This is a genomic window from Sorangium sp. So ce302, assembly GCF_051530145.1.
Lineage (GTDB): Bacteria > Myxococcota_A > Polyangia > Polyangiales > Polyangiaceae > Sorangium > Sorangium cellulosum_B.
This window is the reverse complement of sequence record NZ_CP150326.1, coordinates 2,420,220-2,447,107: the sequence shown is the minus strand read 5'-3', so window position 1 is coordinate 2,447,107 and position 26,888 is coordinate 2,420,220. Positions and strand designations below refer to the sequence as shown.

Here is a 26,888-nt window from a genome sequence, read left to right as displayed (position 1 = left end):
CGGATGGCCGAGCGCCCACCCGCGCCCTGCCGCGCGGAGACCCCCTCCGGCGCGTGCAGCCGGGATCTCCGCCCTCCCCTCGCCCCGAGCCCCGAACCTCAATCCGGCATCGCCCGCGGCGCAGGCGGCGACGCGCCCTTCATCGCCTTCTGGTACTCGAGCGCCTGCTTCGCGTAGTCGTCCCGCTTCATCTTCGCGTACGCCTTGGCGAGCTCCCCGTAGATCTCCGCCGCGTCCCCCGGCTTCGGCCCGGACAGGAGCGCGCTGTTCAGCTCGTAGATCGCCGACACGTGCCGCCCCGTGCGCGCCAGCGCCCGCGCATAGAGCCGGTGGATCTCCGGGTTCGCCACGTCGACGAAGATCGCGCCCTCGCCGACCTTGCGCGCCTCCTCCCACGCGCCGCGCTCCACGAGCAGCCGTAGCAGCCGCCGCCAGACCCGGCGATCGTGCTGGTCGAGGAGCGCGAGCCGGCGCAGCGCCGAGAGCTCGCCCGCCGCGTCCTTCTGCCGGCGCGCGAGGTCGTAGAGCCCCTGGAGCGGCTCGGCCTGCGTGGGATCCTGGCGCGACGCCGCCTCGAGGTTCGCCTTCATCTTCGCCGCGTCCTTCTTCAGCTCGGCGAGATCGGCGAGCTTCATCCGCACGACGTAGCCGTCGTTCCCGTCGGCGATCATCTTGCTCAGGAGCCTCGCCGCCTCGTCGGGCTTCTTCTCGGCGAAGGCCGCCCGCACCTTGAGGTAGGTCGCGTCGGGCTGCTTCGGGTCGACCCGGAGCGCCTCGGCGAGCACCGCCTCTCCCTCTTGGCGCTGCCCGTCCTCGAACAGCGCGAGCGCGAGCTCGACGAGCCGCTTCGCGTCCTTCGGAGCGCGCGCCGCCGCCTTGCGCGCCTCGTCGAGCGGCGGCGCGTGCAGATCCGGGACGTACTGCTTCTCGTAGCGCTCGAGGCGGGGCTTCAGCCACGCGCGGAAGCGCCGGTCGAGCTCCTCGGCGCTGATCCCGAGCGACTCCTTCACCACCTCCTGCGTCCGCTTGCCCGCGGCCCACCGGGGCAGCATCGAGACCACTTTCGGGAAGCCGAACTCGCCCGCCATGAAGACCACGATCTGGCTCGCCGCGAAGTAAGCCATCGTCACGTCCTCGATGTCGTCGACGTGCGTGAACGCCCGGTTGAACCCGTCGACCGCCGGGATCCTCCCGCCCTTCAGGGCGGCGAACAGCGCCGGATCTTCCTCACGGTGCCACTCGGGCCGCCGCACGATCGTCTCGTACTCGCTGAGCCCCTCGGTGAACCAGCGCGGGACGTGGTTCTTCGAGAGCTGGATCGCGAAGACGTGCCCGAGCTCGTGCCACAGCACGTTCCCCCAGTTGAACTCCCCCGCCGCCGGGCTCAACGCCGCGAGCGTCTGGCCGAAGCAGACGCCCTGGATGCCCACGTTGGGCAGGCCGCTCGTCCTGACGCTGAAGTTCTCCGTCGACGCGTAGAGCTCGATCGAGACCGGGACCTTCGGCGTGAAGCCGTACCGCTTCACCATCGAGCCCCAGGCCTCCTCGAGCATGCGCGGCACGTACCGCTCGAGGATCGCCCGCTCCTGCTTGTGGTAGCGGACGCGGAACGTCTGCCCCTCCACGGTCACGTACTGCGCCGCGATGTCCTTCTCGTAGAGGTTCAGCGTGTTGAAGACCCGCACGTTGAAGCGGTCCTTGTCCCACGCCTTCTGGAGCGAGAGCACGCCGCTCTTCTCGTCGCCGGCGCGGATCAGGTTCAGGCCGAGCGTGGCGTGCGCCTTCGCGTCGTTCGGATCGACCTGCGTCGCCTCCCCCATCATCTTGACGATGTCGTCGTAGCGATGCTCCCACTCCGCGAACTCGCCGACGATCTGGAAGAACCGCGAGAACTCCGGGTTCAGGCCGAGCACCTTCGCCTTGATGGCCTCGAAGCCGGCCGCGTCGTCGGCGAGGAAGCGGCCCGCCGCCTTGATCGAGAGCAGCGCGAGGTCGTTCGGGTTCACCTTGAGCCCGCGGTCGGCCGCGGCGTCCGCGGCGTCGATGTCCATGTCGCGGAGCGCGAGCCCGGCGCGGACGAAATACGCCTCGGCGAGGTTCGGATTCACGGAGAGCGCCTGCGCGACCTCGCTGTCGGCGCCGCCGAAGTCCATCGCGCTCTCGAGCTTGACGCGCGCCATGGCGACGCGGCAAAGCGGATCCTTCGGGGCGAGCTTGAGCGCCTCCTTCACGACCTGACCGGCGTGGCCGGGGTCGTATTTGTCGAGGAACAGCTCGGCCCGCCAGAGCAACGTCTCGACCCGCTGCTTGCCGCCGACCTTCTCGGCCGCGTTGAACGCGTCGTTCGCGTCGCGCGCGCTCCGGAGCAGGTGCGCCGCGCGCCCGACAAGCGACAGCCCCTCCGCGTCGCTCGCGGTGATCTTGTCATCGTTGTAGTCGTCGATGATCGTCATCAGCGGCGCGCGCGCCTCGCCCCGCTTGCCCGACTCGATCAGGAGCTCGCCGAGCACGAGCCGCGCGCGGCGGGCCTCGTCCTCCCGCTCCACCTCGCGCACCGCCGCGATCGCCTCGGCCATCCTCCCGCGGCGCGCGAGCGCCTGGGCCCGGAGCGGCGCGGCGGCGATCCGCGCCTCCTTGCCGAGCGCGGCGGCGGCCTTCGCCGTCTTCGCCGCGTCGTCGTAGCGGCCCGTGAGCAGCTCGATCCGCGCCTTCGCGAGCAGCGCCGCGGCGCGCTCTTTCCCGCCCTGGAGGCTGAGGATGACCTTCTCGGCCTCCGCGTAGTCGCCCTGCGCGAGGAGCGCCTCCGCGCGCGAAAGCGAGGGGGACGGCTCGCCGGAGGCGGGAGCGGCGGCCGCGCAGGCGGCGGCGACGAGGAGAGCGGCAAGAGAGCGGCGGATCGAGTGGTTTCGCATGTCACCCCGTGCGCAACCGTGCGCGACCGTTCGTCAATCGTGCACGACCGCACGCAAACGAACGCAAACGAACGCAAACCTACGCTGAGACGCGGCGCCCGGTCGAGCCCGGGTGAGGCCATCGTAACCGACGCCACCGGCGCGACCGAACGGCGAAAGGCCGAGCATGAGCGAGCGCGCGAGGGCGCGCCAGGGCGCGCGCTCCCGCGATCGTGGTATGCGGGCGTCCATGGCAAGCAAGCTCGCCGGGCGGGTCGTTCTCATCACGGGCGCGTCGTCGGGGATCGGCGAGGCCCTCGCCCGGGAGGTCGCCCGGCGCGGCGGCCGGGTCGTCCTCGCGGCGCGGCGGGCCCAGCGGATCGATGCGCTCGCGACGGAGATCCGGCGGTCCGGCGGCGAGGCGCTCGCGACCCCGTGCGACGTCACGCGCGACGGCGACGTGGAGCGCGCCGTCGCGCAGGCGAGCGAGGCGTTCGGGGGGCTCGACGTCGCCATCGCGAACGCCGGGTTCGGCGTGGCGGGGCGCGTCGAGGAGCTCGCGCTCGACGATTTCCGCCGGCAGTTCGAGACCAACGTCTTCGGCGCGCTGCGCACCGTGAAGGCCGCGCTTCCGGAGCTCAAGCGATCACGCGGCGGCGTCGCGCTCGTCGGCAGCGTGATGGGCTACCTCGCGGTCCCCGCGGTGGGCGCCTACACGATGAGCAAGTTCGCGGTGCGCGCCCTCGCCGAGACGCTGCGCGCGGAGCTCCACGCCGAGGGCGTCGCGGTCACGCACGTCGCGCCGGGGTACGTGGCGAGCGAGATCCGCCAGATCGACAACGCGGGCAACCTGCACGAGGGCACCCCGGATCCCGTGCCGCGCTGGCTCGTCATGCCGGCGCAGACGGCGGCGCGACAGATCATGGACGGCATCGCCGCGCGGCGCGCCGAGGTGATCGTGACCGCCCACGGCAAGCTCGGGGTGTCGCTCTCGAGGCACGCCCCGGGGCTCCTCCGCGCGACCGTGTCGAGGCTCCCGCGCAAGCGCCGCGTCAGCGAGCGCTGAGCCGGCGCGGCGCCGCCTACGGCGCGGCCTGCGCGAGCTCGCGCCGGACGAGCGCCTCCAGGGCGTCGATGAAGCGCGGCCGCGTGTTCACGGCCGGCGCCCGGGAGAGCCGCGCGAGGCCCGCCTCACGGGCGAAGACCTGCGCCTCCACGTCGAGATCGTAGAGGGTCTCGACGTGATCCGCGACGAAGCCGATCGGCGCGATCAGCGCCTCCCGCACGCCGCGCGCGGCGAGGCCGTCGAACGTCGACCGCAGATCCGGACCGAGCCAGGCGTCGCCGGTCATGCCCTGGCTCTGGAAGGCGACGAGCACCGGGTTCCCGCGGGCGGCGATGCGGCGCTCCACCTCGGCGGCCATCGCGCGGAACTGGCGCTCGTACGGATCTCCGGCGGCGATGATCCGCTGCGGGAGGCTGTGGGCGGAGAGGATCACCGCCGCCTTCGCCCGGCCCTCCTCGGGGATGCGCGCGAGCGCCTCGTCGATCACCTCGACGAAGGCGTCGATCAGCGCGGGCTCGAGCCCCCACGCGGGCACGCACCGGACCTCCATGCCGCCCTGCTCGGCGGCCGCGTCGCGGACGACGGCGTGGTAGACGTCGACGGACTGCGGCGCGAGCGGCAGCGAGACGACGCGCCTCACGCCGCTGCGGTGGAGCGCGCCGAGGACCTCGGCCGGATACGGGTGCCAGAGGCGCCCGGCGATGGCGACCGGGAGACCGAGCCTCGCAGCGAGCGCGTCCGCCTGGGCCTGCGTGATGCGCATGAGCGGCGAGCCGCCGATCGCCTGGAAGCGGCGGCGGACCTCGTCGATCACCTCCGGCGGGGCGGGCCTGCCGCGGCGGATGTTGGTGACGAATGCGGGCAGATCGTCGAGCCGCTCGACGGTGCCGTGGCAGCTGAGGAGGACGGCGGTGGTCACGGCGCTACTCTACATCGGCGCCGCGCGAGCAGCGCAGCATCGGCGCCGCGCGAGCAGCGCAGCATCGGCGCCGCGCGAGCAGCGCAGCCCTCGCCAGCGCGTGAGGGCGCCGCCGCTCGCTGGCGCTGGCTCAGTCCGCGTCCCAGGCGACGACGACGCGATCGTGGCCGATGAGGCCGTTCTTCTTGCGGGCCAGGTGCTGCGCGACGACCCGATCGCCGGCCGCATAGACGCGCACTTCCATGTACGCCAGCCCCTCGTCGGTCTCGATTCCGTCCAGGATCTCCGTCGTGTCGAGCTGGCGCTCCCAGCCCGAGACCGGATCGCGGAAGAGGTCGCTCTTGAGCCGCTCCAGGATCGCGTGCCTCCCGCTGGTGACGCTGGGGTGGGCCGGCGGATCGCGGCTGCTCACCTCCTCGATCACGGCGTCTTCCGCGTAGATCCGGGAGAGGGCCTCGATGTCCTTGCCCCTCAGGGCACGGGTGATCTCTGCGAGCAGTCCACCGTTCACCCGCTGGGCCGAGGGTCGCGTCCGCGCCGAGCCTTCCATGCCCGCTTGCATGGGACGCAGCGGCGCAGGCGTCGAGCCCGTGCCAGGGCCGCGCGGCAACGGTGACGGTGATGAAGCGATGAAGCGCCGCATCCCGGCAGCGACATCGGGCCGCGACGCGAGCGTCACGGATGTGACAGACGGGCGCTGAGCTCGGTGGAACGCTGAGCTCGGTGGGCAGCCCTCGTCCACATGGCCACCAGCCGAGATCGCGTGGCTGGCGGCGAGTTGCAGCGCCTGGACGGACGTGATGGATAAGGAAGGTTATGACGCAGCGCCGCACAGTCGTGCTCGCCGATCTCCATCTCGTGCGCCAGACGCCGCGCGACGTGACCGCCGATCTTGCCCGGTTCGTGGAGGCCCACCGGGGGGCACGCATCGTGGTCGCGGGCGATCTGTTCGATCTCTCCTCCGAGTCGCCCTGGATGCCCCGGCCGCGCGCGCTGCGCGAGGCGCTCCTCGCGCACCCGACCGCGCGGGCGGCGCTCGCCGAGCACCTCGACCGCGGCGGCGAGCTCTGGCTGGCGGGTGGCAACCACGACGCCGAGGTCGGGGCGCCCGACTTCCCCGTGGCGCTGGCGGAGGCGCTCGAGGTGACCGGCGAGGCACGGTCGCGGCTCCGGACGACGCCCTGGTTCTTCCGCGAGGGGGCGATCCATCTGGAGCACGGCCACCTGTACGATCCTGACAACGCCCCGGCTCACCCGCTCGTGGTCGGTGAGCGCAGCCTCGGCGTTCACTTCGTCGAGGAGTTCATCGCGCCGACCGGCGCGCACCGCTATCTGCAGGCGAACGATCAGACGCCGCTCAGCTTGTTCCTCTCGGCGTTCACCTGGTACGGCCCTCGCGCGCCCTACGTCATCTACCGCTACTTCCACGCGGCGATCGGCGCGATGTTGAAGAGCGGCCCGCTCTACCGCGCGGGAGGCGAGGCCACGGTGGGCGCCGCGGCCATGGAGCGCTTCGCGCACGAGCTCGGGGTGCCGCGCGCGATGGCAGACGCGCTCGTCGGGCTCGGGGCCACGCCGACCCTGGAGAGCGCAGCGCGCACGTTCACGCGGCTGTACTTCGATCGCGTGATCGCGACGCTGTCGATGGGCGCCGGGATCGCGGCGCTCGGGCTCGGCGCGCGGGGGACCGGCGCCGCGGCGCTCGGGCTCGGCGCGCTGCTGATGGGCGCGAGCTGGGCGAACGGGCACAACCGCTACGCCGGCACGGTCACCGAGCGCCTGGCCGAGAGCGCTGGCCGCGTCGCGAGGACGACCGGCGCGAAGCTGGTCGTCTTCGGCCACACGCACCGCGAGGCGCTCGGCGACGGCTACGCGAACACCGGGAGCTTCTCGTTCCCTCGCGCCGCGCCCGGCCGGCCCTACGTGGAGATCGAGGGGCCGCCGGAAGCACCGCGCGCGATGACCCGCTTCTGGAGAGCCGTGGCGTGACTCCGAACCACCATCCGAACCACTAGAAGAGCCGCCGAGCGGCGGCCGCCCGCGCAGGAGACGGGCGGCCGTCGGTCGCTCTAGCCCCCACTCGCGTGCGCCGTGAGCGCGCCCTCGACGAGGTCGAGCGCGAGCGGGACGTCCTCTTCCGGGATCGGCGCGCCGCCGAGCATCGCTGCCAGCAGCCGCTCCCTCGGCTCCGGCCGCAGCACGACAGGACCGCCGCCACAGGCCCGGCAGACGAGGCCGCCGCGCGCCGGGTCGGCACAGGCCGACTGCGTCGTGTCGCAGGCGCGCCCGCAACGGACGCACTGCGTGAGCTCGAGGCCCCAGCCGAACGCGACGAGCAGGCGCAGGCCGGTCTCCACGAGCAGCGCCTGGGGAGGGGCCGTGGACACCTCGTCGAGGCGGTCGAGCAGCTGGTTCAGCTCGCTCCACGCCGCCTGCTCGGCGGTGTGCGCCGGCGCGATCTCCCGCACCCAGCGCAGCGCGCGCCCGGCCACCTCGAGGCGTCCGAGATCCCCCGCGAGGCGCAGGCGCGGGCGCTCGATCGCCGCTTCCGTGAGCTGGGCGAGCTCCGCGCCCGGACGGATCTCCAGCGTCACGCGGAGCAGGTGCATCGGCTCGAGCGCCGGGAAGCGCTTGGCCGAGCGGCGCGCGCCGCGCGCCGTGGCAGAGATGAGCCCCCCCTGCTCGGTGAAGAGCCCGACCAGGAGGTCGGCTTCACCGAAAGGGACACGCCGGACCAGAAGCGCCCCGGTCCGGAGGCGCTCCGTCCGCGGGCGAACCGATCGAGGCATGGCAGGTACCGGCGGTTATGGCGCGAACCTCACGCGAGCGCCCGGCGAAAATTTGGCCCTCAGGCCGAGAGGGAGGTACGAGCCCTCGCGAACGTGCCCTCCGACAGCTCCGGCGGCATGTCGTGGCCGCGGGGCCTGAGCACGATGCTGAGCGCCAGCGTGAAGAGGATGAGCAGCAACACGAACGCGATCGCGACCCCGAAGCGCCTGCTCTGGGTGCGGCGCGCGGGCGCCGCGATGGGCAGCGGTGTCACCAGCGCGATCCGGCGGCTCGCCGTATATCGGGCCAACACCTCCTCCATCGGGAGCGAGACCGCGCGAGCGTACGCCTTCAAGAACCCGCGAACGAACACCTCGCCGGGCAGGTCGTCGAAATGATCTGCCTCGATTCGCTCGATGGAGATCACCGGGATGCGCGTGGCGCGGGCGACTTCCTCCACGCTCATGGCTCGGGCCTCACGCGTGCGTCTCAGGTAGCGTCCGATCGACTCCATCCCATTCCACCCATCGTCATTCGGTCGTCACTCTACTCACCCTGAGAACCGTTGCTCAACCCCCTAGCGCACCCCGCGGTACTTCTCGGAGAGCGGCGCGCCGAGGCCCTATTGCAACGTCTGTAACTGTGCAGCGCAGCGCTGCCCCACGGGCGTCGTCGCGTTGATCTCCCGGCACCGCTCGAGATCGGCGCGCGCGTCGTCCACGAGCCCCCTCTTCTCGGCGATGCGGGCGCGCGCGTCGAACGCGTCCTGCAGCCGCGTGCACTCCGGCTGGTCGGTCTCGACCGCCCTCGTCAGCGCCTCGCGCGCCAGATCGAGCTCGCCTCGCTTCTCGTAGGCGAGGCCGAGCCGGTACTGCCCCACGCAGAAGAGCGGCTGCGCGGCAATCGCGCGGCGTAGCGCGTCGATCGCCTCGTCGTTCCTGCCCTTGAGCAGGTACGCCCAGCCCAGGTTGCCCCACGACTTCTCCGGCGAGGCGTACAGGATGTCCTCGGTCAGCGGCTTGAGCACCGCGATCGCCTCGTCGTAGCGCCGCTGATGCACGAGGATGACGCCGAGCGCGTTCTTCGCGTCCCGCATCTCCGGGTTCGCCTCGAGGGCCCGCCGCGCCATCTTCTCGGCGCTGTCGAAGCGGCAGTCGCTGGAGTGGGCATCACCCGCGCAGAAGCCGAGCAGGATCAAGGCGCCGAGATAGGACGCCTCGGCGTTGTCCTCGTCGTGCGAGAGCGCCTGCTCGACGTGCGCCAGCGCCTCGCGCAGGCGGCCGCGCTGGAACGAGTCGCGCGCGAGATCATATTCCGCGAGCGACCGCGCGTCGCTCGTCTGCGCCGAGGGCTGCGCGCCACCGCACGACGCGAGCGCGAGCGGCGCAATGGACGCGACGGACGCAAACGACAACAGCGACCCCATCGACACGACAGCAGCCGCGCTGGGGATGCACCCCGCGCGGGTCGCTGCTGTCCTGTGTCGCTGCGAGGTCATGTGCGATCTTGAATCCGCTGCCGAACGATGCCGCGGCGCGGCACATTGTCAGGACGGGACTTCGCCTGCCCTGCGGGGAACCCTGAGTAAACCAGGCCGCTTGTCACGTCAACCTGCGAATCTCCCAGGAAGACGCGGCGCGTTCTCAGGATCCCGATTCGGCTTCCAGCAATTGTCAGGTCGGCGTAGGATGGCGGCGCAGGCGCTTCCTGCTCGTCACTGTTCGCCACGGATCTCGTCCTTGAGACCCAGCAGGCCGAACAACCTCCGCAGCGCTTCGATATCCGGGATCTCGAGGCGCTCGTCAGCGACGCGCAGGTACTGGCCCTCCCGGAGCTGCTGGACGGCGCGCTTCACCGTGTCGACGTCGAGGCCGACGCGGGTGGACAGCTCCATCGGCGAGATCGCGAACGAGGCGCCGTTCGATGCGGCGCCGCCGGTGGCGCGCGACTGCTGCGCGAGCTTGAGGAGCGCGTTCACGACCTTCGACTGCGTGTCGTTGAGCATCATGATCTCGATCTGGTCCTCCGCGTCGCGGAGCCGACCGACGAGCTGCTTGATGATACGCAGCGCGACGGCCGGGTTGCGCTCGACGAGGTTCTGCAGCGTGCCCTGATCGAGCGCGAGCGCGACCCCGCGGGAGAGCGCGATCGCCGTCGACGAGCGCGCCGCGCCGCCGAGGAGCGCGGATTCGCCGAACAGATCGCCGGGCTTCAGGACCATCAAGCTGCGCTCGGCGCCGCGGACCTTCTTGATGAGCCGGACCCGCCCTTCCTCGAGGAGGTACGCCTCGGTCCCGGGCTCGCCCTCGCGGAAGATGACGTCGCCGGCCTCGAACGGGCGGCCGAACCGGGCGCGGAGCCGCTCGGGATCGGGCCCCGGCTCGGCCGACTCCACGGGGGCGGACGGGGCGGCGGGCTCGTCGCGCGACGCGGCGGGGACGGAGGGAGAGCCAGCAGGCTCCGCTGCCGCGGCGGGCGGCGGAGCGCGCTCCGCGTCGCTGGGGCTCGAGGCCTCGCGCTCCGCGTCGGGTGCGACGCCGTCCCCTTCAGGCGAGCTGATCATCGGGGCGGAGTGTATCCCAGCTCGGCCGGCTTCGCGTCCGGCGCGCGCACATAGAGCGGCTCCAGGAGCGCCGGATCGTGCGGGGCCGCCGCTGGCCCGCGCTCGCCGCCCGCGGCGGCCGCCCGGAGCCGGTCGATCGCGAGGCGTCCGATCCATGTCGCGTCGGGAAAATCCAGGGCGTCGCCCCGCGCGGCGAGCGGCCGGAGCGCCTCGATCTCCTCGGCGACGGCGCCGACGACGACGATGCGGCGCCCCGCGGCGAGCTCGGCCACGACATCGAACACCGCGTCGCGCGGCAGGTGGCGCGGCGGGATCGAAGGCGCCGCCGCGGGCGCATCGAAGGCCGCCAGGAAGACCTCCCCCTTCTTGGCGTCGATCAGCGGGACCAGGAGATCGCCGGGGCCCGCCGCGCCAGCAGCGAAGGCGGCGGCGGCCATCGCCTCGAGCGATGTGACGCCGGCGACCGGGACGTCCAGCGCCAGCGCGACGCCCTTGGCCGCCGCGACCGCCACCCGGACCCCGGTGAACGAGCCGGGCCCCACGTCGCAGCCGAGCGCCTGCACCGCGGCGGCCGGTAGGCCTGCCGCGGCGAGCACCTCGTCGACGGCTCCGAAGATGCGCTCTGCGTGCCCGTGCAGGTCGGCGTAGGTCGTCGCCGCGAGCAGCCGCGCGCCGGCCGCCGGCGCCGCGGCGAGGCCGGCGGTGGAAAGCGCACCGCCCCGCGACGCCGCCGCCTCGGCGTGCAGGTCCACGTCCGCTGCTTCGAAGAGGGCGGCGCTGCCGCGCGGGGTCGAGGTCGAGAGGGCGAGGAGCTTCAAGGCGCGCTCGGGAACGTTGCAGCCGCGATGCTGTCTGGCAGAACCTCGGGCCAAGGGCAACGAGCTTCGGCGAGGCGCTGGGGCCGCTGCGCGTCCGACTGGGCCGAAGGGCGGGGTGCGAGCCGATGCGCGATCAACGAGCGATGCTGCCGGCGCTCCTCGTATCGGCGCTCGTCCATCTGGGCGCGTGGAGCTCGGCGCGGCTCGGGCCGGAGCTGCCCGCCAGCGATCCCGCCGAGCCAGCGGCGGAGCGCGAGCCGATCGATCTCTGGACCGGGCTCACGGCCGCGCTGCCGGGCAGCGGTGGCGCGGCGCGCCCGAGCGACGCTCGCGGCGGGCGCGACGAGGCCGGCGAGCGCGGCGAGCCGACGAGCATGCCAACGGCGCGCGCTCCGGCCGATGCCAGCCGGCCCACGGCGCCTGCAGAGCGCCCCGCAGAGGCCGGCGGCGAGCCGGCGCCGCCCATGGCGGCCGCGCCGCGCGGCCCGGCAGCGCCCCCGCCCAAGGCGACGCCCCGGCCCGCAGAGCGACGCCGGGAGCCCGCGGTGAACGGGGAAGCCGGCGCACCGGCGCGCTCCGCCGCCGCGCGGACGAGCGCTGGCGCCGGAGAGGACGGCGAGGGCGACTTCGGGGCGGCCGGCGTCAGCGCTGTGCGCAACCTCGGGCGCGCCTTCACGAGGGCCATCCCGCCCGCGTGCCAGGCGGATCCGATCTGGGCGACGCTCCCGCCCGGAAGCGCGGGGAAGGCGCGCTTCGTGATCGACATCGACGACGCCGGGCACATCGCAACGTGGCGTCCGGAGCCCGGAGGGGAAGAGCCCGCGCGACACCTGAGCAACCTGACGAAGCGGACAATCGCGCTGCTCGGCGGCGGGACGTTCGCGGTGGCGCGGGGCGCCGTGACGGCGGGGAAGCAGACGCTGGAGGTGAGCGCCGTCGTCCGCGTCGGCGAAGGCGCGGGAGAGACAGGCGCCCCTGCCGATCTGGCGTGGCGCTTCGAAGGGGGGCGCGGCAAGGCGTCGTTCGTCCAGCCCGGCGGTCGCCTGGTGGAGGTCGTCGTCCAGGTGGTGCGCACGGAGGCCGCGCGAGGCGCGCCTCCTGGCTGAGCGGCCAGCGGGCCGCGCGTGCGCCGCCTCGTCCGGCCCACGGAGCAGCTCGGCCGCGGCGCGGAGCGCTTTCCAGCGGCCGGTCCTTGCGCGCTTGCGGTCGCGCCTCGAGGCTCTACGTCCGGCCCGTGGGACGGCTCCGCGCTGCCGCATGGGCGTGTGTCGGGTTCCTCGGGACCGCACCGCTCGCTGCCTGCGACGACCGGGCAGCCGCGCTCTCGCCCCCTCCATCGCCCCGCGGCGCGGCGAGCGCGCCGTGCTCGGTCCTGCGCGCGGAATCGCCGCCCGAGCCGCCAGCGGCCCGCGGCGCGATGACCCTGCCTGCGCTGATCGAGCAGGTGCGGCCGGTGGTGGTGACCGTCACCACCCTGCGCGCGCCCTCGTTTCCAGACGGGCGCGCGGGCCCGGCGCTCCCGTTCGATGGCCGTGTGCAGCGGGTGGAGCGGGCGATCGGATCCGGGTTCGTGATCGCCGAAGAAGGGCTCGTGCTGACGAGCGATCACGTGATCGGCGACGCGTTCGGCATCGAGGTGCAGCTCTCGGACGAGCGCGCCTTCGAGGCGACCGTGGTCGGGCGGGATCCGACGCTCGACGTGGCGCTGTTGAAGCTGCTCGGAGCGGGGTCGCTGCGGGTCGCCTCCCTCGGATCGAGCGAGCCGGTCCGGCCTGGCGACGGCGTCATCGTGATCGGGAGCCCGTTCGGGCTCGGACCGACCGTGACCCGGGGCATCATCAGCGCGACGTCGAGGCCCATGGGCACGGGGAACCTCGACGGCTTCCTCCAGACCGACGCCGCCATCAACCCGGGAAACAGCGGCGGGCCGCTCTTCGACGCCACGGGGCAGGTGATCGGCATCGCGACGGCGATCCACGCCGATGGCCGCGGCATCAGCTTCGCCCTGCCGATCGACGAGGTGCTCGAGATCCTGCCCGAGCTGCGGGAGACGGGCCGCGTGGACCGGGGGCGCATCGGGATCAGCTTCCAGGAGGTGACCTCGCAGCTCGCGCGGGTGCTCCGGCTGCCAGGGCGGATGGGCGCGCTGATCACGGAGGTCGAGCCGGAGGGCCCCGGATCGCGGCTGGGCTTCAGGCCGGGCGACGTGATCACGTCGGTCGAGGGGCACCGCGTCGAGCACGCGCGCGAGCTCGCGCGCATGCTCCGGCGAGCCAAGCCGGGAGACGAGGTGGAGCTGATCTACAAGCGCGACGGCGCGGACCGGCGCGCGACGATGAAGCTCGATCCCTCGGCCCCCCGCGAGCCATCGTCGAGCTGGCGCGCGCTGGAGGATCGCGCGCCGAGGGACGCCGAGCAGCCGCCGTTCGGCGTGCTGGCGAGCGACGCCCTGGAAGGTGCGCGCATCGAGTCGATCGCGCCTCGGAGCCCTGCGGCTGGCCGCCTCGAGGTGGGCGACGTGGTGCTCGACCTGAACGGCGCGCCGGTGCGGGGCGGCGCCGACCTGACCGCGCGCCTGGGCGCGGCGGCACACAAGGATCTCCTGTTGCGGGTACGGCGCCACGGGGCGCCCCGCTACCTCGCGGTCCCGGCGCGCTGAGCGGGCATCGCTCCAGCGACCTCGGTCCAGCGCGCTGGGCGCGGGCGACACACTCACCGAGCGCTGGCCACACGCCCGCCGAGCGCTGGCCACACGCCCGCCGAGCGCGGGCCACATGCCGGCGAGCGCGGGCCCACTGCTCACCGAGCGCGGGCTACATGCCCGCAATGGACGCTGCTACGTTACGCCGCATGGGAGCTTTGGCAGGCGCGAGGTGCCCGATTTGCCGCAAGTCGGCGGGGCCCAGGCCCGAGAACCCGGTCTTTCCGTTCTGCTCGCCCCAGTGCAAGCTGGTGGACCTCGGCCGCTGGCTCGACGGTGGCTACCGGGTGCCTGGCCCGCCCGTTTCATCCACAGGGGACGCCGAGATCTTGGAATCGACGGGACGAACCGACGGGCTCGACGGGAACATCCAGGAAGAGGACGAATGATCTCTCGTCGCACGCTTTGCCTGCTCACCGTTCTCACGTCCGCCTCCATGACGTCCGCGGCCCTGGCACAGCAGGGGCAGCCGCTCTTGGGGAACTCGCCGAGCGCCGGCGCCGCCTCGCCCGCCGGCGCCGCGGCCGCGCAGCCGAACCCGTACGATCCATCGATGCAGGCTGGAGGCCTGGCGCCGCCCCCTCCGATGACCACGCCCGAGCCGGAGCCCGCCGCCCCCGACGGCACAGAGCAGCGCCTCGACGAGGCCAAGGAGCGGGACTCGGGGCGCGGCCTCGAGATCGTCTGGCTGAACGTCGAGGGAGGCTACGAGAACGTCGGCCTCCAGACGTTCAACATCGACGAGGACGACTTCACGGCCGGGTTCGTTTCGAGCGCGGCCAACGGGGGTGTCATCGGCGCGGGGGCTGGCGTCCGGCTCCTGTACTTCACGCTGGGCGCCCGCGGACGGGTCGGGTTCTTCAGCGACTGGCAGCTCTTCACCCTGGGCGGCGAGGTCGGCATGCACCTGCCGCTCGGGAAGCTCGACCCGCACGTCGATCTGGGCTTCGGCTACGCCGGCCTCGGCAGCGTCAAGAGCGCGGTGAGCGGCGCGGCCGACGCCATCGCGATCCGCGGCTTCTACGGAAGGGTCTCCGGTGGGCTCGACCTCTACCTGTCGCCGGTCTTCTCGATCGGCGCGAACGCGAGCTGGGAGCTCCTGGCGCTGACCAGGCCGGGGCTCTCCTCGGCCGCGATCGAAGGGATCAAGGGCGGAGCCGCCGCGCCTCAGCAAGCCAAGGCCGATCTGCTCGCGGCCGAGGGCTCCAGCGTGGGCTCGGCGCTCGCCCTGACCGCGGTCGCCGGCCTCCACTTCTAGCCGCAGCGAAGCCAGCTCCGCCGCCCCGCCCCTCGCGCCCATGAACGCCGCCGCCGCGCTCCTCTGGCTCGCCACCGTCGCAGCGCCGCTCGGAGGGCTGGCCGCGCTCCTCGTCTGGTCGCAGCGCCTCTATGGCAGGCGCCGGTTCGCGGTGGGGACGGCGCTGCTCGGCGCGCTCGCGTTCGTGCCGGCGCTGCTCATCGAGACGTTCCTCCAGCGCTGGCAAGGCGTCGACAAGGTCGCCAGCGCGCTCGACGCCGTCACGCTCGTCTACATCTTCGTGGTCACGGCGCCGCTGGAGCAGGGCCTCAAGGTGGCGGCCGTCGCGCCGATCGCGCGGCTGCGCGCGGTGGAGGAGCCGTTCGATGGGCTCGTCTACGCGGCCGCCGCGGCGCTCGGGTTCGTGTCGGCCCACAACGCCGTGTACCTGTGGGGCCGGCCGCTGGAGCCGCTCGACATCGCGCGGGCCCTGCTCGCCGTGCCGGCGCACCTCTTCTTCGCCTCGCTCTGGGGCTACGCGCTGGGCCGCGAGCGCACGCGGCCGCTGGGCGGCCGTCGCTTCAACGCGGCGTGGCTCGGCGCGATGGTGCTCAACGGCGCCTACGACTACATCGTCTTTGCGTGCCGCCCGGTCGCGCTCGTCATCGCGGCGCCGGTGCTCCTCGGCACCGGCCTCGTGACCTTCCTCGCCGCCCGCGACCTGCTCCGCCGAGGCGCGTCGCCGCACAGCTCGCAGCGCAGGGAGCGCCGCTTCCTCCCCCGCATCGCTCCGCCGTCGCTCGGAACGTTGCGTGAGGCGCTCAGGCGCACCGAACGACCGGTGACGCTCACGTGGATCGCCTTCGGCGCGCTCGTCACGGTCGGGGTGATGACGACCGCGCTCGCGATCGCGATCGCGCTCGGCCATCGCTTCGGCGTCGACTTCGCGGCGGTGGACAGGGGCGACGCCTCGACCGCCGCGGCGGCGCCGCTCCTCTTGCTCGTCGCAGCGGCGATCGCCGCCTTCCCCTTGGCTGGTTATCTCGTCGCCCGGGCCTCGTCGACGGGCAGCGTCCTTGAGCCGGCCGCCTCGGCGGCGCTCGCCATCCTGGGCTCTCTGGTGCTGCTCGGCCTCGCGGCCCCCGTCGCCGTCGTGTTCGCGGCCGCGCTCGCCCCCATCGCCTTCAGCCTCGCGTGCGCGGGCGCCTGGATCGGCACGACGCGCTGAGCGCGGCGCACGCTCGCGCCTGGCGCTGGAAATCCTGCCAGTTCGGTGGGCGTCGGCTCTGCGATGAGCCCGCGCGACCCCGACCTCGTCGCCACGCAGCGCCGCCCCACGCCGCTGCCGCCGCAGCGCTGGCCGGAGCTCGAGCGACCAGCAGACCTACGCGGTCGCCGCCTTCGCCGCCGGCTGGTGCTTGGCTACCTCGTCCTGGAACCTGCGGAGCAGCTCCTGCGCTGCGGGCGACAGGTTCCGCGGCACCTCGACCTGGATGACCACCTGGAGCGCTCCGCGGCCGCGACCATCGATCCGGGGCGCGCCCTTGCCCTTGACCGAGATCACCTCGCCGGGCTGCACGCCCGCCGGGACCTCGACGTCGACGACCGTGTCGTCCGGCAGGTCGATCTTGACCGTGCTGCCGAGAGCCGCGTCGGCGAAGGAGATGGGCGCCCGCGTGATGAGGTCGAGCCCGTCGCGCTCGAAGCGCTCGTCCGCGGCGAGATCGACGTCGACGTACAGATCGCCGGGCGGCGCGCCCTGGGCGCCTGGCATGCCCTGGCCCGGCACCCTGAGCCGCTGGCCGCCGTCGATGCCGGCCGGGAAATTGACGACGACCTTCCGCGTCTTCTCGACCGCCCCGAACCCCTTGCAGGTGGCGCACGGCGTCTTGATGACCGAGCCCTCGCCCGAGCATTCAGGGCACGTCTGGGTGAACATCACGAACCCGCGCGAGGTCGAGACCTGCCCGGCGCCGCCGCACGTACCGCACGGCTTGCGTTTCGTCCCTGGCTTCGCCCCCGAGCCGGAGCAGTCGTCGCACGCCACCGGCGTCCGCAGGACGACCTCCCGCTTGCAGCCGAGCAAGGCGTCCCGCAGCGAGAGCCGCTGCTGAACCCGGATGTCCTGGCCGCGCGCGGGCCCGCGCCGCCGGCGCTGCCCGCCGCCGAAGCCGCCGAAGAACTCCGAGAAGATGTCCTGGAAGTGGGAGAAGATGTCGCCGTCGGCCGCGCCGCCGATCCCCTCGAGGCCGGCGTGCCCGAACTGGTCGTACCGCCTGCGCTTCTCCTCGTCGGAGAGGACCTGGTACGCCTCGGTGGCCTCTTTGAAGCGGGCCTCCGCCGACGCATCGCCGGGGTTCCGGTCCGGATGGTTCTTCAACGCAGCCTGACGATAGGCCTTGCGAATGTCGTCAGGCGTCGCGTCTCGCGCGAGGCCAAGAACTTCGTAGAAGTCGCGCTTTTCACTCATGAATCGTGGACCGCCGCGTCGATCCTGCCCGACAGCGGGCACAGGTGCCGGCAGACCATAAGTCGTCGTGCGCGCCTGTCAACGCGTAATACAGCGTGAACGCCCGCGGTGGCTGCGCGCCGGGACGTCGTCCGTGCAGGCTGCGGCGCTTCTACTGGCCCCGGCGCTGGAACGCGGGCGTGTCCCAGTCGGCGTCGAGCGGAGGGACGAAGCTCGCGCGGTCGCGCGGGCTGCCGCCTGCCGCCTGGACCTGCGGCGCGGGCCGACGGGTGGTCGGATACGCGACCTCCTCGTGCCGGTGCGGCTGGCGCTGCGTCATGGGCATGGGAGGAGCGCTCGGGGCGGAGCGGCCCGACATCGGCCCGGCCGCTGCGGCCAGCGACGCTCCGATGGAGTGCGCGGTGGCGCGCGGCTGCGCGGCGCTCGCGAGCTGCTGCGGGACCTCGGCGACGAGGTGGTCGAAGCCGGTCGCGATGACCGTCACCTTGATCATCTCGCCCATGTTCTCGTCGATCGTCGCGCCGAAGATGATGTTCGCGTCCTCGTGCGCCTGCTCCTGCACGAGCGTCGCGGCCTCCTCGATCTCGCGCATCCGCATGTCGGGGCCGCCGACGATGTTGATGAGCACGCCGGTCGCGCCCTCGACCGAGATGTCGTCGAGCAGCGGCGAGCTGACGGCCATCTCGGCGGCGAGGCGAGCGCGGCCCTGCCCCTTCGCGCAGCCGGTGCCCATGAGCGCGCGGCCCATGTTCGACATCACCGTCTTCACGTCCGCGAAGTCGACGTTCACGATCCCGTTCTGCGTGATGAGATCGCTGATGCCCTTGATCGCCTGATAGAGCACCTCGTCCGCCTTGCGGAACGCCTCGACGAACGAGAGGTCCTCGTCGCCCAGCGAGAGGAGCTTCTGGTTCGGGATCGTGATGAGCGTGTCGACGTGCTCCGCGAGCATCGCTAGGCCGAGCTCGGCGCGGCGCGAGCGCTGCTTGCCCTCGAAGAAGAACGGCTTCGTCACGACGCCGACGGTGAGGCAGCCCTCCTCGCGCGCGAGCTGCGCGATGACCGGCGCGGCGCCCGTGCCCGTGCCGCCGCCCATCCCCGCGGTGACGAACACCATGTCCGCGCCCTGGAGGCACTCCTTCACCCGCGTCACGTCCTCGAGCGCCGCCTTGCGGCCCTTCTCGGGATCGGCGCCCGCGCCGAGACCGCGCGTGACGCTCGCTCCGATGTGGAGCTTGGTCGGGGCGAGGCTCGATCCGAGCGCCTGGGCGTCGGTGTTGACGACGATGAACTCCACGCCCTCGAGGCCGAAGTTGATCATCGTGTTGACTGCATTGCCGCCAGAACCGCCACAACCGATGACCTTGATCCGGGCGTCGTACCCGGTGTGCTCGTCGGCAAACTCGATGGAGAAACTCATGAACTCCTCCCGGGGAAGTACAGCTAGCCGCTCGGCCCGGCGCCGACCCCTACGGAGGTCGAGCGGCGCGGAACCCTCAGTGCGCGAGGACGTCCTCGCTCCGGACGGCATTCGGAGGGGCGCCTCTTCCCCTTCGAACACCGCGCTTCAAACCCTCTTGACTTCGCGTTCAAGAGGGATCGCCAGTGCGCTATCGGATCCTCTCAAACCCAATTCTCTAACAACTTTCTCTTGCCACGTCATGCCTAGAATGCTGCTCGAAGCCAGTTCCAGAACCTCCCGCTCGACCTCTTTTCAATCGCCATTTCTTCGACGACATCTCGACGCGACTCGCGCTCGCGGAGCTTCTCGCGACGGATCTCCGCGCGCCCGGCGTGGCCGGCGTCGAGCGTCACCGGCGTGAGCGCGCGCGCCTGCGCGAGTGCGTTGGCGCCGTACTGAACGAGGCCCACGCCCGTCGCGTACTGCGGGCCGGCCACGAGCTGCGTGATGCCTCGCACGCCGACCGGCACGCCGAGGCGCACGGGCATCCCGAGGATCTCCTCGGCGAACTCTGTCATCCCTTCCATGAGGACGCCGCCGCCGGTGACCACCGCGCCGGCCGAGAGCTGCTCGAGCATCCCGGTGTCCTCGATCCGCTTGCGGATGACCGCGAAGATCTCCTCGACGCGCGGCTCGATGATGTCCGACAGGACGCGGCGCGCCGCCTTGCGCGGCATGTGCCCGCCGACGCCGGGGACCTCGATCTCCTCCTCGTCGCCCACCATTCGGCCCAGGGCGCAGCCGGCGTTGCGCTTGAGGCGCTCGGCCTCGCCCATCGGCGTGCGCAACCCGGCGGCGATGTCGGCCGTCACGTTGTTGCCGCCCGCCGGGATCACGCTGGCGTGCGCGATTCCGCCGTCCACGTAGAGGAGCAGGTCCGTCGTACCGCCGCCGATGTCGATGATGGCGACGCCGATCTCCTTCTCGTCCTCGGAGAGCACCGCCTCGGCGCTGGCGAGCGGCTCCAGTACCACGTCGGCCACGGTGAGGCCGCAGCGCTCCGCGCAGCGGACGACGTTCTGCACGCACGAGGTCGCGGCCGTGATCAGGTTCACCTTCACGCCGAGCCGGACGCCGCTCATCCCGACCGGGTCGCGGATGCCGTCCTGGTTGTCGACCGTGAACTCGCGCGGCAGGACGTGCAGGATCTGACGATCGGCGTCGACAGGGATGGCCCGCGCGCCCTCGAGGACGCGCTCGACGTCCAGACGCGTGACCTCGCCGCCGGAGACCGCGGCGACGCCGTCGGACTGCTGGCAGCGGATGTGGCTGCCCGCGACGCCGGCATACACGGTGCGGATCTCGACGCCCGCCATCGTCTGGGCGGCCTCGATCGCCTCGGCGATCGAGCGCACCGTCCAGTCGATGTTGCTCACCACGCCCTTCCGCAGGCCGCGGCACGGGACGTTGCCCACCCCGAGGATGGTGATCCCATCAGCGTCGATCTCGCCAACGACCGCCGAGACCTTGGTCGTCCCGATGTCGAGTCCGACGACGATCTCAGTAGTCTCCATCCGGCTCTTCATTGCGTGCACCACCTCATGCGGGGACGAGCCCCATGCGCGTGTAAGGCGGGCACGACGCTGCCATGAGCCAGCAGCACCGGCCAAGTTTTGCTCGGCGATCGCCGGCGCGGAGAGCGGGCCCGACGGCGCTCATCTCATCCTCACCACGACGCGCTCGGGGTGCGCGTCGTTGTCGAGGAAGATCACCGACGCGTTCGCCTTTCGCTGGGCGAGCTCGGTGAGCACCCGCGACGCCTGGGCGACCTTGTCCCGGTAGGGCGGCTGCCCGAGGTGGAGCGAGATCGCCTCCTTTCCGATGGTGACGACGATCGACCCGTCCCGCTCGACGTGGAGCTCCTGGGTCGGATAGCGGCGCGCGACGCCGGCGCGCTCCAGGTCCTCGACCACGTCGAGCAGACGCCGGACCGCGATGACGACGCCGGGGCGATCCCGCGCCACCTGTTCGCCGGTGATCCCCGTGACGATCGGGAGGTCGACGGGGTCGTCGCCAGCGAGCTCCTTGAAGAGCTCGCCGTCGCGCGTCGCGAGGTAGAGATCGCCGCCGATCGCGACCAGGGCCTGCGCCTCCCGCTCGACGACGTCGACGTGGATCGTCGAGGGGAGCCTGCGCGTGACCGTCGCCTTCTCGATCCAGGGGTCGGTGGCGATCGAGGCGCCGGCGAGCTCGAGATCGAGCGTGAAGATGTTCTTGCCCACCTCGATGCCGCCGGAGCTGGCCACCTGCTCAGCGGTCCGGCGCTGGACGCCGTCGACGAGCACCGTGCGCACGGCGAAGCGAGGGCTCGACACGATGTAGCGGCGCGCGCCCCACGCGACGGCGGTCGAGGCGACGAGCACGACGGCGGCGCCCGCGAGCAGCTGCAGGGCGCGGAGGTGGCGCGCGATCGGCCGCCGAGGGCGCGCCGCCGAGGGCGCGCCCTCGGCGGCGCGCTCTCCGCGGTCGATCGCGCGCGGCGGGCGCACGGAGACGCTCGTCGCGGGCGGGGCCGGCGACTCGTGCGACGACGGGGTCGACGCGCGCACGCGCTCGTTCTTCGGCGGCACCGCCGCCACGGGCTCGGGCTTCGAGCCGCGCGAGGCCGCCCGGACCGGCGGCGCCGCGGGCACCGACGGCAGCGAGCGGCGGCGGTTCGGCGGGGGCGCGCTGGGACGCTCGGTCATGAGCTGCCCTCCTGCGGCGGCGACTTCGCCTCGAGCCGCGCCTTGAGCCCCCGCACGCACGCGTTCACGTCGCCCGCGCCGAGCGCGATGACGACGTCGCCGGGCCGGGCGATCTTCTCGAGGGCCTCCGGGAGGTCGGCCTTGTCGGCGATGAAGCGCGCGTCGTGGTGGCCGTGCTCCCGGATCGACTGGACGAGGCGCTCCGCGGTGACGCCGGGGATCGGCGGCTCGCCCGCGGCGTAGATGTCCGTGACGAGCAGGACGTCGGCCTGGTTGAAGGCGCGCGTGAACTCGTCGAAGAGATCGCGCGTGCGGGTGTGCCGGTGCGGCTGGAAGGCCACGACGACGCGGTGATCCTCGCCGGGGAACGCCCGGCGGGCCGCGTCGATGGTGGCGCGGATCTCGGCCGGGTGGTGGCCGTAGTCGTCGATCATCGTGACGCCCCCGATCGACCCGACGACGGTGAAGCGGCGAGCGACGCCGCCGAACGTGGCCAGCGCCTGCTTGGTGACGTCGAGCGGCACCTCGAGCTCGTCCGCGACCGCGATGGTGGCGAGGCAGTTGAGGACGTTGTGCGCGCCCGGCATCTTCACCGTGAACCCGCCGAGCGGCTCCCCTCGGCGGTACGCGTTGAAGCTCGTCTCGAGGCCGCGGAACTGGATGCCGCGCGCCGAGTAGTCCGACTGCGGCGAGACGCCGTACGTGACGTGGCGGCGCGGGATGCGCGGGAGCAGATCCTGGACGTGCGGGTGGTCGAGGCAGAGCACGGCGAGCCCGTAGAACGGGACGCGCGCGGCGAACTCGACGAAGGCGTCCTTGATGCGCTCGTGCGTGCCGTAGTGATCGAGGTGCTCGGGGTCGATGTTGGTGACGACCGCGATCGTCGGGGTGAGCCGCAGGAACGATCCGTCGCTCTCGTCGGCCTCGGCGACGAGCAGGTCACCGGCGCCGAGCCGCGCGTTCGTGCCGAGCGCCGCCATCTTGCCGCCGACGACGACGGTGGGATCGAGGCCGGCGGCGCGCAGGACCGTGGCGACCAGGGAGGTCGTGGTGGTCTTGCCGTGCGAGCCCGCGATCGCGACGCCGTACTTCACGCGCATCAGCTCGGCGAGCATCTCCGCGCGCCCGATCACCGGGGTGCCGAGCGCGCGCGCCTCGGTGAGCTCGGGGTTCTCGGGGCGGATGGCGCTCGAGTACACGACGACATCGACGCCGCGGACGTTCTCGGCGCGGTGGCCGATGTCGATCCGGACGCCGAGCGACGTGAGCCGCCGCGTCGTCGAGCTCTCCTTGAGATCCGAGCCGGAGACCTCGAACTCGAGCGAGCGCAGGATCTCGGCGAGGCCGCTCATCCCGACGCCCCCGATGCCGACGAAATGGACGTGGCGAACGCGACCGCGGAACATCAGCCTGCCTCCTCCCAGCCGAGGCCAGCGCCGAGCGGCGCGGCCTGGTTCGTCACGGCGCCGCGCTGCGCCTCGCCAGCGCGCGCCGCGCGCCCTCCGAGGGTGGGGAAGCGCAGCGCGCGGTGGCGCGGAGCCCGCGCGAGCTCGAGCAGATCGGCGGCGACGCGCGCCGCGGCATCCCGCGTGGCGAAGGCCGCCGCCGCGTCCGCCATGCGGGCCCGGAGCGCCGGCGCGGCCGCGAGCCGGGCGATCTCGTCGGCGAGGCGCATCTCGGTGGCGTCGCCCTGGGCGATCGCGACCGCGGCGGAGGCCCGCTCGAGGGATTGCGCGTTCCTCAGCTGGTGGTTGTCGGCCGCGAACGGGTACGGAATCAGGATTGATGGGCGCCCGACAGCGCAGAGCTCGGCGAGCGTCGACGCGCCCGCGCGGGCGATCACGACGTCGGCCGCGGCGAGCGCCTCCGCCACGTCGTCGATGAACGGGACGACGCGCGCGCGCCCTGCCAGGCCGAGCTCGGCGTAGAGCGAACGGACCGCGGCCTCGCGATCCCTGCCCGTCTGGTGCACCACCTCGAGGTCGACGCCGCGCTCGCGGCCTCGCGCGATCGCGCGAGGGACGACGTCGTTCAGCGCCAGCGCGCCCTGGCTGCCGCCGAGAACCAGCAGGCGGAGCGCGCCTTCGCGCGGCGCGTACGGGGCGCGGGCGAAGGCGCGCCGGAGGGGGACGCCGAAGAGGCGCACGGTGCTCGGGCGCAGCGCGCGCGCCGTCTCCGGGAAGGCGACGTACGCGCGATCGACGATGGGCGCGAGCAGCCGGTTCGACAGTCCGAGGACGCTGTTCGGCTCCAGGATCGCGACCGGAACGCCGAGCGAGCGGGCAGCGAGCGAGACCGGTCCGCCGGCGTACCCGCCGAGCGAGAGCGCCACGCGGGCGTCGAGCCGCTCGACGAGCCGCCTCGCCTCCGGGAGGACGCTGCCCGCGCGGGCAGCGCCGCGCACGAAGCCGGAGAGGCCGCCCCCGCGGAGCGGCAGGACGTGGAGCAGCTCGAGGTTGTCGCCGCGCTCGCCCATCACGCGCACCTCGATGCCGCGCGCGGTGCCGACGTAGACGACGCGCGCGTCGGGCGCCGCAGCGCGGACGGCGTCGCCCACGGCGATCATCGGGAAGACATGGCCGCCGGTGCCGCCTCCGGCGATGAGCACGGTCACCATGCGCCGCCCTCCTCGGCCGACGCGGCGACCACGGCCGACGCGCTCGGCGCGTGCGGGACGGGCGAAGCGCCCGCCTCGCCGCGCTTCACGGGGGCCACGACGGTCCGCGATCGGCTGATGCTGAGCAGGATGCCCGCGGCCGCGGCGTTCACGAGCAACGAGGAGCCGCCGTAGCTGAGGAACGGCAACGTGAGCCCCTTCGTGGGGAGGATCGCCATCGCGACGGCGAGGTTCGTCATCGCCTGCACCCCGAAGAGCGTCGCGATGCCGAACGCCATGAAGCTGCCGTAGTCGTCGGCCGCCTCGAGGGCGATCTTCACGCCCCGCGAGACGATGACGAGGTATGCCGCGCACAGACCGACGATGCCGACGAAGCCGAGCTCTTCGCCGACGATCGCGGACACGAAATCGGTGTGCGCCTCCGGCAGGTAGAGCACCTGCAGCCCTCGCCCGAGGCCGAGACCGAAGAGCCCGCCCGAGCCGAAGCTCATGACCGACTGGAACGGCTGGTAGGCGAGGTCCGCGCGGTTGTTGTCCATGTCGATCCACGCGAGGTAGCGCGCGTAGCGGTACCCGCTGAAGCGAACGAGCGCGGCGCCGGCGAACGCCAGCAGCATGGAGAACGCGGCGATGTACGGGACGCGCGCGCCCGCCACGAACAGCAGCGTGAAGGTCAGGAAGAGCAGCACGACCGCGCTTCCGAAGTCGGGCTGCTTGAGGCAGAGGAGCATCAAGAGCCCGACGACGAGGAGGTGCGGGAGGAAGCCGACCGAGAACGACTTGATGCGCTCGGCCTTCTTCGACAGCGAGTAGGCGAGCCAGAGCACGATCGCGAGCTTCGCCACCTCGGCCGGCTGCACGTGGACAGGGCCGAGCGAGATCCAGCGGTAGGCGTTGCCGGCCTTGTGGCCGAGCCCCGCCACGCAGGCGACGAGCATCCCGGTGACGGTGATGAGCACCGGGTACGTGAGGACCTTGAGCCGGCGGTGATCGATGCGGCTCGTGATCCACATCGTGGCGATCGAAAGGACCGCGTAGACCGCCTGACGCTTGAGGAAGAACTGCGCGTCCTTGTAGCGGACCGTCGCCTCGACGGCGCTGGCGCTGTAGACCATCACCACGCCGAAGCCGATGAGCGCCGTGACGACCGCCGCGAGGAGGGCGTCGACCGGGCCCGACGGGCTCGATCGCACCTTCCAGAAGGCCTCGGCGGCCGCCGCGATCCCGCCCGGCGCCGCCTTCTCCTGGTCGGGGGGACCGACGTGCCGGTTCTTGGGTGCGTCGGCGCGCGCGCCGAACGCGCTGCTCCACGACGTCACGACGCCACCTCCCCGGCGGCCCTGCCGCCAGCTCCCTGGAGCTCGCGGACCGCGCGGACGAAGGCGTCGCCGCGGTCCTTGTAGTCGCGGAACATATCGAAGCTGGAGCACGCGGGGCTGAGCAGCACCGCGTCGCCCGGCCGGGCGAGGGAGCGCGCGGCGAGGACCGCCTCCGTCATCGAGCCCGCCCGCGCGATCGGCAGGACGCCGGCGGCCGCTGCGGCGATGCGGTCCGCGGCCTCGCCGAGGACGACGAGGGCGCGCCCCCGCTCGCGCAGCGCGGACACGAGCGGGGCGTAGTCGCCTAGCTTGTCGCGCCCGCCCGCGATCAGGACGGCCTTCGCCTCGATCAGGCCGGAGAGCGCGGCGACGGAGGCGCCGACGTTGGTCCCCTTCGAGTCGTCGTAATAGCGGACCCCGTCGACGTCCGCGACGAGCGCGGTCCGGTGCGCGAGCCCCTCGAAGCCCGAGAGCGCGTCGCCGATCGCCGCCGCGGGGGCGCCGAGCGCGGCGGCGAGCGCGACGGAGGCGCAGGCGTTCGCGAGGTTGTGCGCGCCCGCGAGCCGCACGCGATCCAGCGGGTAGCGGGCGCCGGCGACGCGATCGACGATCGCGCCCCCCGCGGCGCTCACGTCCGCGCGGGCGTCGCGCGCGCTGAACGTCACGACGCGGGCGCGCCCGCGCGCCGCCTGTCGGGCGACGAGCTCGTCGCCGAAGGGGACGACCGCGACGTCGTCGGGCGTCATGCGCTCGAACGGGTTGCCCTTCGCGTCGGCGTACGCCGCGAAGCTCGCGTAGCGATCGAGGTGATCGTCCGTGATGTTCAGCAGCGCGTGGGCGCGCGCGTGCAGCGTCGGCACGCGCTCCGCCTGGAAGCTCGAGATCTCGAGGACGAGCACGTCCCACGTCTGGTCGACGACCTCGGCGAGGGGGGTCCCGAAATTGCCGCCGACGAACGTGCGGAGGCCGGCCCGCTCGAGCATCGCGCCCGTGAGCGCCGTCGTCGTGCTCTTGCCGTTGGTCCCGCCGACGAGCACGACGGGCGCCGACACGAAGCGCGACGCGAGCTCGAGCTCGCCGATGACCTCGCGCCCGGAGCGAGCGACGGCGTCGAGCGCAGGGAACGACGGCACGCCCGGCGAGACGACCACGAGGTCGGCGCCGTCGAACAGCGCCGGATCGTGCCCTCCCGGCGCGAGGACGACGCCCTCGCCCTCGAGGGCCGCGGCCGCGGCGGAGAGCCGCTCGCGCGGCGCGCCGTCGTTCGCGATCACGCGCGCGCCGCGCGTGTTCAGGAGGCGCGCGGCCGCGACGCCGCTCCGGCCGAGACCCACGACGATCACTGTTCGCCCGCGGACGTCCATCATGC

General features: G+C 72.9%; 23 protein-coding genes. 7 read left to right on the top strand and 16 right to left on the bottom strand.

Annotation, left to right across the window (positions count from 1 at the left end):
- Positions 1 to 98: 98 nt before the first annotated feature.
- The gene (locus WME73_RS09495) at positions 99 to 2,912 is read right to left on the bottom strand and encodes a tetratricopeptide repeat protein (RefSeq protein WP_437915473.1); all 2,814 of its coding nucleotides are present in this window, start codon (positions 2,910 to 2,912) and stop codon (positions 99 to 101) included.
- 229 nt (positions 2,913 to 3,141) lie between these two features.
- On the opposite strand from WME73_RS09495, the gene WME73_RS09490 reads away from it, so the two are divergent.
- On the top strand, positions 3,142 to 3,957 hold the full coding sequence (locus WME73_RS09490; RefSeq protein WP_437915472.1) for an SDR family oxidoreductase: 816 nt from the start codon (positions 3,142 to 3,144) through the stop codon (positions 3,955 to 3,957).
- Positions 3,958 to 3,973: 16 nt separating this feature from the next.
- Here the strand turns inward: WME73_RS09490 and hemH are convergent, their stop codons facing one another.
- Together hemH and WME73_RS09480 are read right to left on the bottom strand one after the other, a co-directional pair.
- Complete coding sequence (gene hemH / locus WME73_RS09485) at positions 3,974 to 4,876, bottom strand: ferrochelatase (protein ID WP_437745149.1); 903 nt, start codon at positions 4,874 to 4,876, stop codon at positions 3,974 to 3,976.
- Between the two features lie 130 nt (positions 4,877 to 5,006).
- Positions 5,007 to 5,438: a hypothetical protein gene (locus tag WME73_RS09480; protein WP_437869975.1), complete on the bottom strand. Its 432-nt coding sequence runs from the start codon at positions 5,436 to 5,438 to the stop codon at positions 5,007 to 5,009.
- 254 nt (positions 5,439 to 5,692) lie between these two features.
- Between WME73_RS09480 and WME73_RS09475 the strand changes: the two genes are divergently transcribed.
- Positions 5,693 to 6,865, top strand: coding sequence for a hypothetical protein (locus WME73_RS09475; RefSeq protein ID WP_437915471.1), 1,173 nt, complete (start codon positions 5,693 to 5,695; stop codon positions 6,863 to 6,865).
- A gap of 80 nt (positions 6,866 to 6,945) precedes the next feature.
- Here WME73_RS09475 and recO read toward each other — a convergent pair whose 3' ends face one another.
- The 5 genes from recO to tsaB form a co-directional block, all read right to left on the bottom strand.
- Positions 6,946 to 7,665, bottom strand: coding sequence for a DNA repair protein RecO (recO, locus tag WME73_RS09470; RefSeq protein WP_437745146.1), 720 nt, complete (start codon positions 7,663 to 7,665; stop codon positions 6,946 to 6,948).
- 59 nt (positions 7,666 to 7,724) lie between these two features.
- Positions 7,725 to 8,159, bottom strand: coding sequence for a helix-turn-helix domain-containing protein (locus tag WME73_RS09465; RefSeq protein WP_437915470.1), 435 nt, complete (start codon positions 8,157 to 8,159; stop codon positions 7,725 to 7,727).
- Positions 8,160 to 8,267: 108 nt separating this feature from the next.
- Entirely contained in the window at positions 8,268 to 9,071 is an 804-nt protein-coding gene (locus WME73_RS09460; protein ID WP_437915469.1) for a tetratricopeptide repeat protein, read from the bottom strand.
- Between the two features lie 288 nt (positions 9,072 to 9,359).
- Positions 9,360 to 10,208: a Crp/Fnr family transcriptional regulator gene (locus tag WME73_RS09455; RefSeq protein ID WP_437745144.1), complete on the bottom strand. Its 849-nt coding sequence runs from the start codon at positions 10,206 to 10,208 to the stop codon at positions 9,360 to 9,362.
- On the bottom strand, positions 10,205 to 11,026 hold the full coding sequence (tsaB, locus tag WME73_RS09450; protein ID WP_437745143.1) for a tRNA (adenosine(37)-N6)-threonylcarbamoyltransferase complex dimerization subunit type 1 TsaB: 822 nt from the start codon (positions 11,024 to 11,026) through the stop codon (positions 10,205 to 10,207). The genes WME73_RS09455 and tsaB overlap by 4 nt, the downstream gene beginning before the upstream one ends.
- A 125-nt stretch (positions 11,027 to 11,151) precedes the next feature.
- On the opposite strand from tsaB, the gene WME73_RS09445 reads away from it, so the two are divergent.
- The 5 genes from WME73_RS09445 to WME73_RS09425 all read left to right on the top strand — a co-directional run bounded on the left by WME73_RS09445 (position 11,152) and on the right by WME73_RS09425 (position 16,192).
- Positions 11,152 to 12,132, top strand: a complete 981-nt coding sequence (locus WME73_RS09445; protein ID WP_437915468.1) for a hypothetical protein — start codon at positions 11,152 to 11,154, stop codon at positions 12,130 to 12,132.
- A gap of 128 nt (positions 12,133 to 12,260) precedes the next feature.
- Positions 12,261 to 13,685: a trypsin-like peptidase domain-containing protein gene (locus tag WME73_RS09440; protein ID WP_437915467.1), complete on the top strand. Its 1,425-nt coding sequence runs from the start codon at positions 12,261 to 12,263 to the stop codon at positions 13,683 to 13,685.
- Between the two features lie 191 nt (positions 13,686 to 13,876).
- Positions 13,877 to 14,116, top strand: a complete 240-nt coding sequence (locus tag WME73_RS09435) for a DNA gyrase inhibitor YacG (protein ID WP_437915466.1) — start codon at positions 13,877 to 13,879, stop codon at positions 14,114 to 14,116.
- On the top strand, positions 14,113 to 14,985 hold the full coding sequence (locus WME73_RS09430; protein WP_437915465.1) for a hypothetical protein: 873 nt from the start codon (positions 14,113 to 14,115) through the stop codon (positions 14,983 to 14,985). The genes WME73_RS09435 and WME73_RS09430 overlap by 4 nt, the downstream gene beginning before the upstream one ends.
- Positions 14,986 to 15,025: 40 nt before the next feature.
- Positions 15,026 to 16,192, top strand: coding sequence for a PrsW family intramembrane metalloprotease (locus WME73_RS09425; protein ID WP_437869952.1), 1,167 nt, complete (start codon positions 15,026 to 15,028; stop codon positions 16,190 to 16,192).
- Between the two features lie 156 nt (positions 16,193 to 16,348).
- On the opposite strand, the gene dnaJ is transcribed toward WME73_RS09425, so the two are convergent.
- From dnaJ to murD, 8 genes are all read right to left on the bottom strand, one after another.
- Positions 16,349 to 17,434, bottom strand: coding sequence for a molecular chaperone DnaJ (dnaJ, locus tag WME73_RS09420; RefSeq protein ID WP_437534265.1), 1,086 nt, complete (start codon positions 17,432 to 17,434; stop codon positions 16,349 to 16,351).
- Positions 17,435 to 17,585: 151 nt separating this feature from the next.
- The gene (gene ftsZ / locus WME73_RS09415) at positions 17,586 to 18,854 is read right to left on the bottom strand and encodes a cell division protein FtsZ (RefSeq protein ID WP_437745137.1); all 1,269 of its coding nucleotides are present in this window, start codon (positions 18,852 to 18,854) and stop codon (positions 17,586 to 17,588) included.
- Between the two features lie 245 nt (positions 18,855 to 19,099).
- On the bottom strand, positions 19,100 to 20,422 hold the full coding sequence (gene ftsA, locus WME73_RS09410; protein WP_437745136.1) for a cell division protein FtsA: 1,323 nt from the start codon (positions 20,420 to 20,422) through the stop codon (positions 19,100 to 19,102).
- 129 nt (positions 20,423 to 20,551) lie between these two features.
- Positions 20,552 to 21,583 carry an FtsQ-type POTRA domain-containing protein gene (locus WME73_RS09405; RefSeq protein WP_437745135.1) on the bottom strand — a complete coding sequence of 344 codons (1,032 nt, stop codon included), beginning with the start codon at positions 21,581 to 21,583 and terminating at the stop codon, positions 20,552 to 20,554.
- Positions 21,580 to 22,989: a UDP-N-acetylmuramate--L-alanine ligase gene (gene murC, locus WME73_RS09400; RefSeq protein WP_437716583.1), complete on the bottom strand. Its 1,410-nt coding sequence runs from the start codon at positions 22,987 to 22,989 to the stop codon at positions 21,580 to 21,582. Before murC ends, WME73_RS09405 begins: the two co-directional genes overlap by 4 nt.
- The gene (gene murG, locus WME73_RS09395; protein WP_437745134.1) at positions 22,989 to 24,200 is read right to left on the bottom strand and encodes an undecaprenyldiphospho-muramoylpentapeptide beta-N-acetylglucosaminyltransferase; all 1,212 of its coding nucleotides are present in this window, start codon (positions 24,198 to 24,200) and stop codon (positions 22,989 to 22,991) included. Before murG ends, murC begins: the two co-directional genes overlap by 1 nt.
- Positions 24,194 to 25,519 carry a putative lipid II flippase FtsW gene (gene ftsW, locus WME73_RS09390; protein ID WP_437745133.1) on the bottom strand — a complete coding sequence of 442 codons (1,326 nt, stop codon included), beginning with the start codon at positions 25,517 to 25,519 and terminating at the stop codon, positions 24,194 to 24,196. The genes murG and ftsW overlap by 7 nt, the downstream gene beginning before the upstream one ends.
- Positions 25,516 to 26,886 carry a UDP-N-acetylmuramoyl-L-alanine--D-glutamate ligase gene (murD, locus tag WME73_RS09385; protein ID WP_437915463.1) on the bottom strand — a complete coding sequence of 457 codons (1,371 nt, stop codon included), beginning with the start codon at positions 26,884 to 26,886 and terminating at the stop codon, positions 25,516 to 25,518. The genes ftsW and murD overlap by 4 nt, the downstream gene beginning before the upstream one ends.
- Between the last annotated feature and the right edge of the window lie 2 nt (positions 26,887 to 26,888).

Coding starts and splice junctions, on each gene's coding strand:
- dnaJ (WP_437534265.1), bottom strand. CDS start 17,434: ATGAGTGAAAAGCGCGACTTCTACGAAGTTCTTGGCCTCGCGCGAGAC.
- murC (WP_437716583.1), bottom strand. CDS start 22,989: ATGTTCCGCGGTCGCGTTCGCCACGTCCATTTCGTCGGCATCGGGGGC.
- WME73_RS09495 (WP_437915473.1), bottom strand. CDS start 2,912: ATGCGAAACCACTCGATCCGCCGCTCTCTTGCCGCTCTCCTCGTCGCC.
- WME73_RS09455 (WP_437745144.1), bottom strand. CDS start 10,208: ATGATCAGCTCGCCTGAAGGGGACGGCGTCGCACCCGACGCGGAGCGC.
- WME73_RS09490 (WP_437915472.1), top strand. CDS start 3,142: ATGGCAAGCAAGCTCGCCGGGCGGGTCGTTCTCATCACGGGCGCGTCG.
- murG (WP_437745134.1), bottom strand. CDS start 24,200: ATGGTGACCGTGCTCATCGCCGGAGGCGGCACCGGCGGCCATGTCTTC.
- WME73_RS09445 (WP_437915468.1), top strand. CDS start 11,152: ATGCGCGATCAACGAGCGATGCTGCCGGCGCTCCTCGTATCGGCGCTC.
- WME73_RS09430 (WP_437915465.1), top strand. CDS start 14,113: ATGATCTCTCGTCGCACGCTTTGCCTGCTCACCGTTCTCACGTCCGCC.
- WME73_RS09465 (WP_437915470.1), bottom strand. CDS start 8,159: ATGGAGTCGATCGGACGCTACCTGAGACGCACGCGTGAGGCCCGAGCC.
- recO (WP_437745146.1), bottom strand. CDS start 7,665: ATGCCTCGATCGGTTCGCCCGCGGACGGAGCGCCTCCGGACCGGGGCG.
- WME73_RS09475 (WP_437915471.1), top strand. CDS start 5,693: ATGACGCAGCGCCGCACAGTCGTGCTCGCCGATCTCCATCTCGTGCGC.
- WME73_RS09435 (WP_437915466.1), top strand. CDS start 13,877: ATGGGAGCTTTGGCAGGCGCGAGGTGCCCGATTTGCCGCAAGTCGGCG.
- ftsZ (WP_437745137.1), bottom strand. CDS start 18,854: ATGAGTTTCTCCATCGAGTTTGCCGACGAGCACACCGGGTACGACGCC.
- ftsA (WP_437745136.1), bottom strand. CDS start 20,422: ATGAAGAGCCGGATGGAGACTACTGAGATCGTCGTCGGACTCGACATC.
- WME73_RS09480 (WP_437869975.1), bottom strand. CDS start 5,438: ATGCAAGCGGGCATGGAAGGCTCGGCGCGGACGCGACCCTCGGCCCAG.
- WME73_RS09460 (WP_437915469.1), bottom strand. CDS start 9,071: ATGGGGTCGCTGTTGTCGTTTGCGTCCGTCGCGTCCATTGCGCCGCTC.
- WME73_RS09405 (WP_437745135.1), bottom strand. CDS start 21,583: ATGACCGAGCGTCCCAGCGCGCCCCCGCCGAACCGCCGCCGCTCGCTG.
- murD (WP_437915463.1), bottom strand. CDS start 26,886: ATGATGGACGTCCGCGGGCGAACAGTGATCGTCGTGGGTCTCGGCCGG.
- WME73_RS09425 (WP_437869952.1), top strand. CDS start 15,026: ATGAACGCCGCCGCCGCGCTCCTCTGGCTCGCCACCGTCGCAGCGCCG.